The organism is Citrobacter sp. Cpo071, assembly GCF_030332765.1.
GTDB lineage: Bacteria > Pseudomonadota > Gammaproteobacteria > Enterobacterales > Enterobacteriaceae > Citrobacter > Citrobacter portucalensis.
Window position 1 is genome coordinate 60,850 of record NZ_JAOWHE010000081.1, and the last position, 13,212, is coordinate 74,061.

At 52.0% G+C, this 13,212-nt stretch carries 15 protein-coding genes and 1 pseudogene; 2 read left to right on the forward strand and 14 right to left on the reverse strand.

Going from position 1 to position 13,212, the window contains the following annotated elements; all coding sequences use genetic code 11:
• Window positions 1–11 precede the first annotated feature (11 nt).
• The 12 genes from OGY09_RS13470 to OGY09_RS13525 form a co-directional block, all read right to left on the reverse strand.
• Window positions 12–554, reverse strand: a complete 543-nt coding sequence (locus tag OGY09_RS13470; RefSeq protein ID WP_060683445.1) for a virion core protein, T7 gp14 family — start codon at window positions 552–554, stop codon at window positions 12–14.
• Window positions 554–1,018: a hypothetical protein gene (locus OGY09_RS13475; protein WP_286590497.1), complete on the reverse strand. Its 465-nt coding sequence runs from the start codon at window positions 1,016–1,018 to the stop codon at window positions 554–556. The genes OGY09_RS13470 and OGY09_RS13475 overlap by 1 nt, the downstream gene beginning before the upstream one ends.
• A complete protein-coding gene (locus OGY09_RS13480; RefSeq protein WP_286590499.1) occupies window positions 1,018–3,495 on the reverse strand; it encodes a phage tail protein in 2,478 nt (825 codons plus the stop codon). Before OGY09_RS13480 ends, OGY09_RS13475 begins: the two co-directional genes overlap by 1 nt.
• Window positions 3,495–4,100: a phage connector family protein gene (locus OGY09_RS13485; protein WP_075584439.1), complete on the reverse strand. Its 606-nt coding sequence runs from the start codon at window positions 4,098–4,100 to the stop codon at window positions 3,495–3,497. The genes OGY09_RS13480 and OGY09_RS13485 overlap by 1 nt, the downstream gene beginning before the upstream one ends.
• Entirely contained in the window at window positions 4,100–4,435 is a 336-nt protein-coding gene (gene gp10, locus OGY09_RS13490; protein WP_032636536.1) for a capsid staple protein, read from the reverse strand. The genes OGY09_RS13485 and gp10 overlap by 1 nt, the downstream gene beginning before the upstream one ends.
• A gap of 64 nt (window positions 4,436–4,499) precedes the next feature.
• Window positions 4,500–4,784, reverse strand: coding sequence for a hypothetical protein (locus tag OGY09_RS13495; RefSeq protein WP_016046608.1), 285 nt, complete (start codon window positions 4,782–4,784; stop codon window positions 4,500–4,502).
• Window positions 4,777–5,169: a Bbp16 family capsid cement protein gene (locus tag OGY09_RS13500; RefSeq protein ID WP_279678705.1), complete on the reverse strand. Its 393-nt coding sequence runs from the start codon at window positions 5,167–5,169 to the stop codon at window positions 4,777–4,779. Before OGY09_RS13500 ends, OGY09_RS13495 begins: the two co-directional genes overlap by 8 nt.
• A 12-nt stretch (window positions 5,170–5,181) precedes the next feature.
• Window positions 5,182–6,189 (reverse strand): major capsid protein, encoded by a 1,008-nt coding sequence (locus tag OGY09_RS13505; RefSeq protein ID WP_279678703.1) that lies wholly within the window; start codon window positions 6,187–6,189, stop codon window positions 5,182–5,184.
• A 10-nt stretch (window positions 6,190–6,199) separates the two neighbouring features.
• Complete coding sequence (locus tag OGY09_RS13510) at window positions 6,200–6,928, reverse strand: peptidase (RefSeq protein WP_286590505.1); 729 nt, start codon at window positions 6,926–6,928, stop codon at window positions 6,200–6,202.
• A gap of 2 nt (window positions 6,929–6,930) precedes the next feature.
• A complete protein-coding gene (locus OGY09_RS13515; RefSeq protein WP_286590507.1) occupies window positions 6,931–7,227 on the reverse strand; it encodes a Bbp19 family protein in 297 nt (98 codons plus the stop codon).
• Entirely contained in the window at window positions 7,224–8,894 is a 1,671-nt protein-coding gene (locus OGY09_RS13520) for a portal protein (protein WP_286590509.1), read from the reverse strand. The genes OGY09_RS13515 and OGY09_RS13520 overlap by 4 nt, the downstream gene beginning before the upstream one ends.
• A 14-nt stretch (window positions 8,895–8,908) precedes the next feature.
• Complete coding sequence (locus OGY09_RS13525) at window positions 8,909–9,115, reverse strand: hypothetical protein (protein WP_000334867.1); 207 nt, start codon at window positions 9,113–9,115, stop codon at window positions 8,909–8,911.
• Window positions 9,116–9,666: 551 nt separating this feature from the next.
• On the opposite strand from OGY09_RS13525, the pseudogene OGY09_RS13530 reads away from it, so the two are divergent.
• Window positions 9,667–9,778: pseudogene (locus tag OGY09_RS13530) on the forward strand.
• A 553-nt stretch (window positions 9,779–10,331) separates the two neighbouring features.
• On the forward strand, window positions 10,332–11,027 hold the full coding sequence (locus tag OGY09_RS13535) for a hypothetical protein (protein ID WP_286590513.1): 696 nt from the start codon (window positions 10,332–10,334) through the stop codon (window positions 11,025–11,027).
• Window positions 11,028–11,051: 24 nt separating this feature from the next.
• Here OGY09_RS13535 and OGY09_RS13540 read toward each other — a convergent pair whose 3' ends face one another.
• Together OGY09_RS13540 and OGY09_RS13545 are read right to left on the reverse strand one after the other, a co-directional pair.
• Window positions 11,052–12,521, reverse strand: a complete 1,470-nt coding sequence (locus OGY09_RS13540) for a terminase (RefSeq protein WP_286590515.1) — start codon at window positions 12,519–12,521, stop codon at window positions 11,052–11,054.
• The gene (locus OGY09_RS13545; RefSeq protein WP_286590561.1) at window positions 12,518–13,192 is read right to left on the reverse strand and encodes a terminase small subunit; all 675 of its coding nucleotides are present in this window, start codon (window positions 13,190–13,192) and stop codon (window positions 12,518–12,520) included. The genes OGY09_RS13540 and OGY09_RS13545 overlap by 4 nt, the downstream gene beginning before the upstream one ends.
• Between the last annotated feature and the right edge of the window lie 20 nt (window positions 13,193–13,212).

Here is a 13,212-nt window from a genome sequence, read left to right on the forward strand (position 1 = left end):
TCGGTATCTCCTTATCGACCGGTTGGTGTGCCTATTGCGGCAGATATAGGGGCCGCTTTACTTTGCGAAAAAGGATTCCAAGTGCCACCGCCCATCTGATAAGCCCCATATGCCTTCAGTGGCGCGGTTAGTAATGTCTGAGTCAAGCCTGCACTTCCTGCACTGCGCGCTGAATCTGCCTGAGACTGATAATTTGCCCCCTGAACACGAAAACCATAGGCCTCTCTCTGGGCATTATTCACAGTAGTCAACGCATCGAGCGCACCAAACTGCGCAGTATCTCCGAAGATGTCCAGGGATGAACCGCTGCCCAATTCTGCGCCAGTTGCCGCCATGGTTGCCGCCTGCGTTCCTTGTCGTTGGCGCATTTCTCTACGACGCTGATCTGCCTCTGCGTTACCTCTGTTTATGGAATCCTGAGCCTGAGCCTCTGCCACATCGGCATTTTTCTCTGCTACCGCAGAAGTGTATTTTGCCTGCTGGTTTTGGCTGTACATTGATGCGGCAGTTGACGCCACTGTGACTGCAACCATTGCTATAGCCGGGCTACACATTATTTTCTCTCCATGTGGAATCGGTGAAACGGTAGGTTTTTAATGCCGTATGACTGAGGCTCATCGATGGTGAATCCCAACCAGTGAAGCCAGATGCGTGCAGTGTGGTTACGTGCATCAACATAATTTTCAAGATACGGGTAAACAGTCAGCATTGCATTGACCACTTTTCCACACCGCCGAAGGAAGGTTCTCTGGTATTTCTCCAGCGCATCGGTCCCAACCAGCCATGGAATGCCACTTCCGCCAATCATAGATGCAGGAGCCACACCGAATATGGTAACTACGTCGCCGTTTACCAGCCCAGCGCAGCAAAATGTTGATGTGCGCAGACCGGTTTCCAGCACGCGCCGCGGACTCCATCCATTTGTTGCCAGAAACTCATCGATATCAGCCTGGCGAACATGCGGAATAATAGCTTCTATATGCTCTGAGGTAGCGGGTACGATCTGAGCGTTAATCATCAGAAGCCACCGACGGTAAGGCGAGGAAGAACAGCCAGCACTGACAGAGGCAAAGGATCAAGTTGTCGAACCTTAACGCGTCCGTTTTTATCCCAGTTGCTGTCGAGTTTTACTTCAACCTTTCCGGTAGCGTCATCAACAGGATCGTCGTAGAACTCAAATTCACGCTGCGGGTATTCGTACCATGTCCCACCAGGAGTAGTGGCCCAGATGCCACGGCTAGCATTAACCACCATCGTTACAGTAGGAATGATCTGCTTCTTATCCAGCAGCGTTTCCTGACCGTTGATATTGATGTCCAGCGTTTCGAATTCAGCGGTGATAGGAAGACCGATGTGCACCACTGCGCCTGGTGATTCCAGCGTGACGGAACCACCAGTTACTGTTTTCTGTGGTTCAACGCTGGCATCTGACAGAATGTTTACCGTCTGCCCTTCGAGGTGCGACAGGCCACCGAACGTCTGTCGAGCCATTTGCCAGTTAGTTGTGGCCACATTGCGAAGTATCGCCGGAACGTTGCGATTGAATCTGACGGTAACCGCGGTATTGCTGGTTACGGAGATGATATCGCCGCGCAGCTCTTTAGCCACCGGTTCGTTGGTGTCTGGATCCGTGCCGGTATATGGGAACTGAATCTGAGCACCAACATCGGTATTAACGAAATACGCTCCACCACTGACAGTAACCGGATAATCAACCTGATAGCTCCAGTCACCTGTGCCACCGCTGATGGTCATTGTGCGTGATGATGTATTGCGCCCGTCGTAGCTCAGACCGCAGTCGACAAAGAACGCGTCCTCATCATTGGTGAACAGACGACTGGAAAGACGCTCGATGTAACGAACGGTCTGCCCATTGATGGTACGGTTAACCACGAAGTAAACAGCATCCTCGCTGCCTTCACTGATGGAGCAGGTGCTTTCGTACTTACCGGCGCTGGACTGCGGTGCCCATGCGAAAACTTGTTGATCGCGTAAATAGGTCAGCACCAGCAATTTACCGTCATCACGAATGCAGAACGCGCTGCTGTACGGCACGATGCAGAATGACCAGTCGACAATACTATGCTTCTGGAAAAGGTGGTTTGCCAGTATGGTCAGGTCCGTACCCTGGTACCCGTCAACATCAAACGAATACGCCAGATCACGGACCACGCTTCCCTTCTCCTGGATGAACAACGCGATGTTTGCCACGGCGATAGGTGGTACGTTGCTGGAACCGTTGTTCCCCTGGGAGCTGAACGAGAACGCCGCCGGAGTGAGGACCTTATTCTGGTCCCCGGATATCGTATATTCCCCGCCAGATGTCAGAGCAACCAGGTTACCAACGTCAATCAGGTGACGGATCTCATTCACCTGCCGACCGGCGTAAGTGTAGATAATCCGATCGTCATCCTGAATAGGGTTGTTCTTTCCAAAATCTTTATAGTCGCCGGTACGACTCGCCCAAATGGTTTGCGGGTATGCTGTAGAAGCGGCAAAGTACAGGCGCTGCTGATAGTAAACAACGGTGCTCGGGTAGCCGTTAACGCTGTTCCATGCGTATTTCGCCCACTTATAGCTTGCGTTAGTGGAGCCAACCACCTGAGACGGAATGAATGAAACCACATCGGCAGTTGCTGTCAGTCCACCACCTGCTACTGCTGTGATTCTGGCAATGCCAAAACCGCTGTGCAGGTACTCCCACTGGATCCCGGTGTCATCATCTCCAGTACCGCCCCAGCCATCCCACGACATACCTTCAGTGTGAGATGGTCGAAGTGTTCCGGTCTTGCCCGCAGTATTTGCTCGGTAGTAGTTGCTGTCTGCACGGCGGACATCGTTGATTGCTGTGGTCTTGCTGGTTTCCCATACCGGTACGGAATCAATAGCAGGCTGCTCGAGATAGAACAGTTTTCCGACCTGCTCAGCACCGAAGATGGCAGAACTTGCCGTCAACGTAATGGTTCCGGTGCTGGCGCTGGCATAGACCTTCACTGACTCGTCAACGTTGATATCTTCGAACGGGCCGTTTTTGGTGGTGACATCAACGATCTGCCAGTTGTCGTGCGCGTAGCGGCGCAGCTCCTTCGGCGGGTAGGCCGGGTGAACCAGCGTAAGCACGTCGGCGCTCTGCGTGAATTTAATGCGGAACAGGTCGGCCTCCGAATACGGCATAGCCAGCTCGTAAATCACATTGCTGCTGTTCAGTACGTATGCGCCGTCTTTGATAACGCGCATGTAGTTATGACCGAACTCAAGCGCGTAGGTCTGGACGGTCGAGAACTGAAACGGGATTAACCGGCACTTGCGATCTGGATATTTAGCTGGGCCAACAAAGCGCGTACCGGGTCGGTTCTCTACGCCGCCATACTGACGAACAATGAAGTTATCGCACTTGCGAAGCGCCACCTGATACTTTGACATATCAATGCGGCCGTACAGTGACGGACCAATTTCACCACCGGCAAAGCTCGGTTGAATCCAACTAAAAGCCATTATGACAACCTCGCTGCTGTGAACTCATCTACCGGTGGTTGTGGCTCCTGCGATTCGTTCTGGCTATGTGAGCCAGCACTCAGGATCACGCGGTTGTACATCGTCAGTGCATTGTTACCGAGATCTGCGCTACCGGTCAGCGCCATGTTGATGGCAGCAGCCAGACGCCAGGAAAGCGCCTCCATAAAAATGGCGTCATACATATTGACGTCAGTTACTCGAGCTACGTACTTCAACCACGCTTTCGGCTGATCGGTGTAAATGAGCTTACCTGTCAGATCCTCATTGGAACCGACAACATATTCAATGCGCTGCGCAGCCGTAGGATTGCGTAGGCCGGGCGGCATTATCTCGGTTATGCGAACACAATCAGATGGGTACTGGTAAGCGTATTGCCAGTCAGGAGGCGGATTATTGGTATCGGCCAGCGCCACGCGCTTGGTAGCAAAGTTCCAGTCGAAATCAGCCAGAGCAGCATCGCGGCAAGCATCAAAATGCAGGGAGCATTGCCCGGCTTCTTTGCTGGCTTCGTTAAGACTGTTAATGCTGCGGCTGTTGCCGATATTGCTCAGCGCGCGGTTGCAGATCTCGATAACGGAGGCCATTAATCATCCTCCCCGCCTGGGTAGAAAGCATCTTTCAGCTCTTTGGCATCATCACGTTTCTGTGGAGCCAGGCCAATATCGGTGATCTGCAGCTCAACATAGTTGTCTTCACCGTGATCTGTGGTGCGGGTAGATACAGAACATACGTTAGCCATTGCCATAACTGAAACGCTATCACCTACCGCTGGCAGTGATTTTGCATTCAGGCCGAGACGTTGCAGAGATTCGTTATCCAGCGTGATGCGCAGACCCCACGGATACTGATCTTTGGTTTCTGGTTTTCCATCTTCACCAACGAATGAGTCGGTGCCTGTTTTCATGTTTACAGTTTTCATTCTCAGGTCTCCGCATAGAAAAGCGGGGCCGTATGGCCCCGGCTTTTAGCACTTTATTGAGCGCTTACACGCCCAGTTCTTTACGCCGGGCGTCAATCTTCTCTTTGAGAGTTTTTGCGCTGGTGTTTTTATGCGGAGCTTCGCCGAACATCTCTTCGTAAATGGTACGAAGCTGGTCCAGCTCCTGAAGCTCTTCATTGGTTGGCAGATCGTCATCCTTCACCACGACATCACCGTCGTTATGAGGGATAAGGTTTTTGCCAGCCTCCCCGGAAAACTCCACAATATCGCCAGGCTCGCAGAGCTTGCCGTTAATGAAGGAGCGTTCTTTGACGCGATATTTAGACATTGGTCTGCACCCCACCAACAATGCCAGCGGTTACTTTGCCAGTGGTCGGCGCAGTACCGGCGACGGTATAGTTAAGACGGATGTAGCGCTCAAGCTTCATAGGCAGCGTAATAACCGGCGTTTTGTAACCAACGGTCAGTGATGCCAGAGGAATGACCATAGAGATAACGTCCGTTGCAGAGCTGAACGCTGAGTTATCATCGGTCTGAACCGTTACCGTCAGGCTGGTTAGGGTGTTGAATGACTCAACAACCTGAATCAGCAGAGGGATATCGCCATATTTACCGACATCTTTACTGGATCCGGTATCAATGACGTTGGTTGATGCCGCGGTAGCCGTAATGGCCTGAGCCGCCGAGAACAAAGCCTGTTGATCAAGCAACATGATTCTCTCTCCTTACGCCGTTACGGCAGATTCAGTGTTGAGGATTGCATCCGCACGACGGATAGGAATGCCAAGGAAGGAAACGATCTTCTTGCCGCCGTACTCTTCGATGGTAAGGTTCACGTTTTTGGCATTCATAGCCTGTTTGTGCAGCCATGCGTGGATGGTTTTGTTGGCATAGATAACTTCTTTGCCATCACCAAGCATCGCCACGTCGCGGGCATAATACGCATCAACCATCATGCTGATCAGGTCAGCACCAGTTGCTGCGTCTTTTGTCAGAGTGGTCACATCGATGTTGCAGATGCGAGAGATTGAACGCCAGTCACGCACGCTAAGGCCAAGATCCCACTTGAATTCGTCACGGTACGCACGGAACTGGCCGCCGTTACCGTCACTTACCAGATCGTCGCCGAGGTCTTCATGCTGGAAACCTGCAACCATACCTTCCGGATAGATCATATGAGCAGTGTTCTCTCCCCATGACATAAACCAGATAGAGGTGTTGGTAGAGCCGCTACCACCTGCGTTGAATACGTTCTCTGCGCTTGCGGCTTTGCTGACGCTCAGCGTGTTGAAGCGCGGCGCCAGGCCCATAAAAGCTTCAGGCTCAGCATCGGTGTTGCCATAGAAGGTATAGCGGGAGACTTTGTTGTTGAATCCCTGTAACTTACCCATGTTTTCGGAAACACGGAACGCAGCTGCGTTGCTAGAACGATCAGCCAGAGCCTTGTCGACGAATCCCAAGTCATACAGCATACCGGTGGTATCGGTCACTGGTACGGTCTGGGTTTTGGTTGGCTGAACGCCCTGGTTATAGCGGCGCCATACCGGCTCAGGAATACCTGCGCGGATGGTGGTTTTGTGCTTTGAGCCGTCGTTACACGGCACGTAGATCGCATCAGTCAGGATATCGTTGGTTTTAGCCAACTGCTCCACGATGCGCGCGATTCGCCCGTTCTTGTCAGTACGATTGTAGATGTCAAGCAACGATGGCAGAGTTTGACCGATTAAAGCCATTTTTCATACCTCACTTTTTAGGATAGAAGGCGGAGATAAGGTCACTGCCGCCGCTTTCATGACCGCCGGTGACAACCTTGTCTTCTGACATTGCCTTGCCGACTTTAACAAATGCTTTAACCAGCTCCGGGTGGTTACCCAGACCAGTACCTTCCAGATATTCTTTCAGTTCAGGAGTACCGAACTGAGCAAGAGCACGCTGTGCAGCGCTCAGGTTACCGGTGAGCTTATCGCCACCGATCTCCTTGTCTGCTTTAACATCAGCAGCCCACTGCTCGGTGGTTTTCTGCCAGGCTTCAACCTGCTGCTGCTGGACCATTGGCATGATCTTGGTGCCGTACAGATCTACCATCTTCTGCGCCTGCTCATTGGTCAGGTTCAGTTCACGGGCGATAGGTTCGAACTGTTCCAGAGCAGCAGCATCAAGCTCCTGACCTTCAGCTGGTTTGAACTCGTATTTCTCAGGCGCACCTTCCTGCTTCTGGTCTTTTTCAGCCTTTTCTGCTTTGGCTTTATCAGCAGCAAGTTCTTCCTCAGTTTTCTGAGTTTCTGAACCTTTGTCAGAATCAGTACCCGTCGCGTTATCCTGCGTCTGGGTTTGCTCCTGAGTTTGTTGCTGCATTTCGCCAGCGCCTTGAGTTGTTTCAGTGGCACCAGTTGAAGCTGTATCTGCCTGACCACCTTCAGTGGATTGCTCATTGCAAAGACGGCGATGCAGCAAACGTTCAAATAAATTCATGGTTACTCCTGTTCACTGGCCTCTGCGGCCATCTTCAGATACTGATCGGGGCAGTGCGCCATGACGCGCTGAAACAGAACCAGAGCCAGGTTGCGCTGCCCTTCGTTGAATGCTGTGATGTGCGGATCTACGTTGAAGCAAGCACCGAACACCTGACCTTTCTCAAGCAGTGACCAGATCACGCGGCGGCCCTGCTCGCTTCCCATAACGAACTGGATGTCGTCGATATCGCGCTGCGCCAGAAGTTTCTGTTTAGCGTCAAGCGCTGCTTTACGGCCTTCGTCGTCGATATCAGTCATTGCTGCGGTTCTCCTGCCGCATTAGCGATAGCGGTTAATGCGCTAGGGTCAGTGGTCTGAGTTTCGCTGAGAGTCTTGGCTCCCTGCGCTGCGGCCTGCCCCATTGCCATTGCCTGTGCGGCTTGTGCCTGTTTGGCGCGTTCTTCACGAATTCCCTGCACCTGCTCCTGAGGAACGATGACGGTAGGCGATACGCCTGACATTTCGGAGAACGCGTCGATAGCCTCATCCACATCGAGCTTGTCGAGTGCTTCAGGTTTGAACTGTGCCAGTTGACCGATGAAACCAACGGTCTGCGACAGGCTGGTAAGGCCGATAGATTTCTGTGCCTGCGCCATCACGGATATGTATTCGATACGCAGCGGCATACCCTGCATAACGTCCGGCGGTGGAGGAAGCATGTTCTTGCGAGCCATGATGGAGAACACACGGTCAATAAGCGGGTTGAGTGCTTCGTCGTTCAGGCGCTCCAGCACCGGGCCAAGCATCAGCAGTTTCTCTTCTTTCATCTCGATCACCGCTTCCACCGGCATAGAGCGGGTGTTGATGTTTTGCAGCATCATGAAGAGGTCAACGAAGTAGGCGCTGTTGATGGTCTGGCGGGTATCCTGAATATCAGCCAGCAGATCTGCAGTGTTCGGGTTTACCAGGTATGCAGGTTTGAAACCGTCCTGACCGCTCAACACGTCGAGGTACGTCACATCGCCAGGCAACAGGGAAACACGCTGTGTTTTTAGCGAGGTAGGAGCAACCATCGGCGGGTTAGTGGCTTTATCGATGAGCTGAGCTTTACGCTTCTGTTCAACCTGAAGGGCTTTAACCTGACCGAGTGCCAGCATGCCAGGGCAGGATGAGGCGTAAACGTCTTCGCCGTTAACTTCCCAGCGCGGCGCCAGGATCGGGAATTCATCGAATCCGGATTCACGCAGAAGCTTGTCGGAGTCGCCGCCAGTCTCAAAGTACACTGAGCGGAACGGCTTGTTCTTGTTGTCCATCTTCCCGGTGTCGCGGTTAACGTTTGGCGTAATGCAGTGGTTAACCTCGATCCACGTTTCATACGTGCCGTTCTCAAACATACTTTTAACGGACGCGCTGACGTTATCCAGACCGAACTCCTGCACCAACTGGCGCACGGTCATGGAGAACTGACGGAAGGAAGTGTCGACGCTGCCGCGCGGGCTGTTAGCCAGGTAGTAGCTGCCAATCGGGAAAGGCATTGTGCGGATCACGTCCTGGTCATCTTCGAGCACAGCCATCGCAGCGGTACCGAAAGTACCCAGGCTGGCGTACATGACAGGCAATGACTGATACAGGTTTGACTTGTTGAACACTTCGTTCATACGGCGCTGAACGACTTCAAGCCACACCTTAACCGGACCGTAATCCATCATGTCAGGGTCAGGCGTTGCCAGTTTGAACCATGGGCGGGCCGGACTGGTGATGCCTGACATCATGCCACTGGAGAGAATGCGCTGGGCCATTGAACCGGTAGGATCAACAATCTTGGTGTTTCGACGATCATCACGGTTAACATCGGACGTCAGAAAGCGGGAACCGCGCGGATTGATGAAGTCGCTCAGGTCACGCCAGTGTGACTCGAACGATGTGCGCTCACTCTTCAACTGTGCGAGCTGCTTCAGCAGACGCTCTTTTTCGGTTTCCGCCATCTCTGCCTACTCCGTTACTGACCGAGCAGCGTTTTACCGCTGGTGTTTGCGGTTGAGGTGTCGCCCTGTGCACCAGTCAGCAGAGTGGAACTGCGGCCAGCTGCTGCACGGCGGCGGCGCTCTTCATCGTCACGAGAACTGACAACTGCTGCATCCTGCTCCTGTGGCGCGGCCTGTACTTCTGGTGCTGCTGGCACTGATGGCTTGCTGCCGATACACATAGCAATAGCTCCGTACGCAATTAAATTATTACCAATTTAACCACATATGATTTATTTATCGTAGGCTATTGACACTTATAACATCAGATATTACCTTTTAGGTAATTGGTTCATGTGTTGAATTGATGAATTGCGGAGGTGGTTATGTGACCGCTTGTGCAGTAGCCCGGAGTACCGCAGCAATAAATTGGGCTTAAAAGTAAAGGCGGTGGATAAGCGGAGCATCATCTCCGCACACAACTAAAAGCGCGCTTCAGTGAATGACCTTTGAGCTTGGTCGTTAAATCCAAACGGTGGAGTGCGCTTTCAGGTGTGTAGCAGTACGGCATATGGCACATGTGCCGCAGCGGTCCGGATGGGTTCCCTTGATGCTACTTCCCCAGCCGGGTAGCCGGAATGTGCAGGCCAGTGTTAGGTAAGCACGGACAGACGACTCACCATCGTGGCGATACGGTGTGACACCTCGGAAGAGACGAGGATGCAACGATGAGAGCATTGGGGTGACCGGTTAATCCCGTGACGCTAACCGATACAGGCGCAGTGCTCTCAGCGTTGTGGTTAGCTCAGCGAGGTTAGAGCTCCATCCATGCAGCAATGGCAAGCATGGGTGGGAAATGGGTTCAGAAATGATCGCCGCGCCGGTTCGAATCCGGCACCACAACAACTACCGGGATAGATCGGGAGCCTGAAAGAATCAAGAGGCAGCTCTTTCAGGGTGATCCTGCCTAGTTGGTGAAAAGTCGTTATGCGACTTCATTCCAGCCACGCTGGCTGTAAGGTCAGCACACAACAGGTAAGAGCATTGATGTCCGCACGCTTATTCGGAGGCTTTGCGGAGTACCGAACTAGTCAGTGCTCTTTCCGTTGTGGTGAATAAGGCATTAAACCGGTTACCACCGGTGATTGTTAGAATCATCTGCGCAGAGTTGCTATGCCGAATAGACTGCGTACCACAACCCAATCACGCCTTAGGACCGTGATGAAGCGCCCATAAGAACGATGCTGTGTAGCCTTTGGCGGTGGCAGTTTCCCTTGATGCTGACCACCGTCACTTTTACACCAGAACGCTATTGCGATGGCGTTGCGCTGTAAACCCGTAACTGCCATGGAAGGCACCCTTTCTTCCAGTTCGCCCACTTCGGTGGGCATTTTTTTGCCTGGTGACCTCCGACAATCTTAAAGGTAGAATCAGATAAAACAAAAAAAGGGATCTGGTATGCTCGAATCATTCAAAGAACTTTTTTCTTCTACCGTAAGTACTGCTGCGCAGCGAGTTAAAAATCCAGTAATTGGTGCGTTCACTTTGTCTTGGTGCGCTTTCAACTGGAAATCACTTCTTTATCTGTTTCTAAGCGATACGAAGATCTACGATAAAATTGAGTTTATCTCTGCACACAGTGGATGGACGATGACTTTTTGTTATCCGGCTTTATCCGCAATTGTTATATGTGGATTTCTTCCTTGGGCAAATAACGTTGTACAGAAATGGCAAAGTAAACCGTTGATGAATTCTGATTCAATCGAAAACTATAGGCAGGCAAAAAAAATCCAACGTTCTACACGCCTACAAAGACTCAAGGCAAAGCATGATGTGACGTACGACAAAGTTAAAACTGGTGCTGAAACTGAAATACAGGGAATGAGGGAGCAGATCCTTAAATCTCAGGAAAGAATGGGCGAAATAACCGCTGAGAGAGACGCATTAAAAGATGAGATAACGAAACTTAATATGACAATATCTACATCACAAGCAAGCATTGATGATTATACACAGAGGTTGAAATTGATCTCTTCCGAAAATGAATACATGAAAGAAAATATCAAATATCAATCAGGTGATAATTTGAAAGATAAAATTCGCGCTTTTAACAACATGAACACCACCAAAAATCTATCTAATAGAGATTCATAATATTGAGCTTATACCGCTAATGGTTCAAGCATAGGGGTCATATTCTGTAATCGCCCTCCCCTGTTGCTGCCGTGGGTCATTCAGTTTTTTCGACACCGGGAAAGCAAACGTCAGCAGCAGAGCGTCACCCTTGCCAGGCGATCGGCCTAACCGTTCTTTGATGTCTTCCTTCGGTTCAATAACTATCTTGCCATCCACCCTGACTTTGTACTCTGCAGCTGACAGGTCGTCAGCCGTTTCCTGGTCATCCAGTGCACCGCCGATTTTCAGCCACGTTTTGCAGCTGTTGAACATCTCGCCGCGCTTGTTGAGCATCTGCGGATCGGTGGAGCCGCCGCCGAATGGTATCAGTTGCCAGGAACGTCCCCAGCCATCACCGATGGACTTCAGCCCGGTACCGTAACCGAAGTCGATAAATACTGCGTCAGCCTGGTACTGGTCTTCAAAGTCGGCTATACGCTTTGCCATAATCAGGTCGTCGGTAGTCTTATTTCCGGTCCAGAGCACTTTGCTGTGCAGCCCCTGGCGCAGGTATATCACCGCGTCATCCACACCGGAATACGCCGGGTCAACACCGATAATCACCGGAGCGTGCGCCACCTGCCCGGCTGTCACCACGCGCTTCATTGCGGCATCAGTCAGGCCGGTTGGGATAAACTGCAGCTCTGACGCATCAGGGAAGATCCCCCGCACACGAACTTTCACGAAGTCGCTGTCCTCGCCGTAGTCGTCCACCCATTTTTGCAGTTGCTCCTTGTTAGTGCCTTCCACGGTGCGGGAATCAATCTGCGCGCACTTCCAGCGGTGTTTGTACTTGCGGAAACACTCACGGAAACGCCCGGTGTTACGCGTCGGGTTCCCGAACGCCACCCAGATGATTTCGGTGTCTTCGTCCGTCAGCGCACCCTCGGCAACTTCCCACACCAGATCGGCAATGTTGGACGCTTCATCGAATACAACTATGATGCGCTTACGCTCGTTGTGCAGCCCGGCGAAAGCTTCGGTATTGTGCTCAGACCATGGGATTGCGTCAGCGCGCCAGCGTTTATCGTGACCGGGATCGTTGCTGTACATCGCGGTGGCGGTGCAGGTGAACCACTCTTTCGTGATAGCCAGGTTCGACCATTTGATGATTTCCGGCCAGGTCTTGGTGCGCAGCTGGTTATCGGTGTTGGCGGTCACCACCACCTTGCAGTCTTCACAGGTAGACATGCCCCAGTTAATCAGCATAGAGATGAACGCAGATTTACCGATACCGTGGCCGGATGCGCGGGCCAGCATCAGCGGCTGGTGACGTGTTGCGGGATTCTGAAGGTGATCGCGTATCTCGCGGAATGCATCAGCCTGCCATTTTCGCGGGCCTGTTGCATGAGCCAGTTCTGTTCCCTCTTCTCCCCACGGAAACGCATACAGCGAATAGCCCAGCGGGTCATACGTGAACCCAGCGATATCCTCGACGAGTTGCTCTTCCGGCGACACGGATGCGGCTGTCATTCTTCACCACCAGCCAGCTCTTTCACGCGACGGCGGGCCTTCGCCATGCGGTCGGCAATGGTGACAGTGCCGGAAACCTCAAGGCGCTCTTTGAACGCATTGACGTCGACGTGCTTACCGATAAGCTCTAGGTTCTTCACCTTGTCAGGCCATTTGATTTTTTTGAGGATTGTCTCTATCGAATCCTCGTTCATGTTCATGATGGTCGATGACAAATCGAAACCGCTCAGTGTAGTACGCCATATCTTTGGCCACTCGCGGATAGGCTTCAGCGTGCCGTCATCGTTCAGGATGTCAATCACATCCATCTGGTCGATTTCAACCAGCCTGAGCAGTACGTAATCGGCACTGACGCGCAAACGCTTGTTACGCTCTTCCATCAGTTCTGCGATCCGTTTCTGGATACGCTCATCACGCATCATGACGCTGGCTTTGACTGCCGCCGTATTTGGCGAAAATCCTGCGTTAATCGCTGCCTGAGTCTGATTCTCAGGGCATTTGGTATATTCCTGCGCGTAAGCCTCCTGCATCGCTGTCAGTGGCTTATACTGCGTTGATTTGCGTTTTGGTGCTTTTGGTTCTGCGGGCATTGTTACCACCGAAGTAATAATTACCGTTTTGGTAATAGTAACACGCAAAACAAAGCCGCCATAGTCGGCGGCCATTGCAATTTATTGTTGTTATCGTGACA

What these genes read in the sequence shown, in the direction of transcription:
- OGY09_RS13470 (WP_060683445.1), bottom strand. Translation starts at nt 554, where the DNA reads ATGTGTAGCCCGGCTATAGCAATGGTTGCAGTCACAGTGGCGTCAACT.
- OGY09_RS13475 (WP_286590497.1), bottom strand. Translation starts at nt 1,018, where the DNA reads ATGATTAACGCTCAGATCGTACCCGCTACCTCAGAGCATATAGAAGCT.
- OGY09_RS13480 (WP_286590499.1), bottom strand. Translation starts at nt 3,495, where the DNA reads ATGGCTTTTAGTTGGATTCAACCGAGCTTTGCCGGTGGTGAAATTGGT.
- OGY09_RS13485 (WP_075584439.1), bottom strand. Translation starts at nt 4,100, where the DNA reads ATGGCCTCCGTTATCGAGATCTGCAACCGCGCGCTGAGCAATATCGGC.
- gp10 (WP_032636536.1), bottom strand. Translation starts at nt 4,435, where the DNA reads ATGAAAACTGTAAACATGAAAACAGGCACCGACTCATTCGTTGGTGAA.
- OGY09_RS13495 (WP_016046608.1), bottom strand. Translation starts at nt 4,784, where the DNA reads ATGTCTAAATATCGCGTCAAAGAACGCTCCTTCATTAACGGCAAGCTC.
- OGY09_RS13500 (WP_279678705.1), bottom strand. Translation starts at nt 5,169, where the DNA reads ATGTTGCTTGATCAACAGGCTTTGTTCTCGGCGGCTCAGGCCATTACG.
- OGY09_RS13505 (WP_279678703.1), bottom strand. Translation starts at nt 6,189, where the DNA reads ATGGCTTTAATCGGTCAAACTCTGCCATCGTTGCTTGACATCTACAAT.
- OGY09_RS13510 (WP_286590505.1), bottom strand. Translation starts at nt 6,928, where the DNA reads ATGAATTTATTTGAACGTTTGCTGCATCGCCGTCTTTGCAATGAGCAA.
- OGY09_RS13515 (WP_286590507.1), bottom strand. Translation starts at nt 7,227, where the DNA reads ATGACTGATATCGACGACGAAGGCCGTAAAGCAGCGCTTGACGCTAAA.
- OGY09_RS13520 (WP_286590509.1), bottom strand. Translation starts at nt 8,894, where the DNA reads ATGGCGGAAACCGAAAAAGAGCGTCTGCTGAAGCAGCTCGCACAGTTG.
- OGY09_RS13525 (WP_000334867.1), bottom strand. Translation starts at nt 9,115, where the DNA reads ATGTGTATCGGCAGCAAGCCATCAGTGCCAGCAGCACCAGAAGTACAG.
- OGY09_RS13535 (WP_286590513.1), top strand. Translation starts at nt 10,332, where the DNA reads ATGCTCGAATCATTCAAAGAACTTTTTTCTTCTACCGTAAGTACTGCT.
- OGY09_RS13540 (WP_286590515.1), bottom strand. Translation starts at nt 12,521, where the DNA reads ATGACAGCCGCATCCGTGTCGCCGGAAGAGCAACTCGTCGAGGATATC.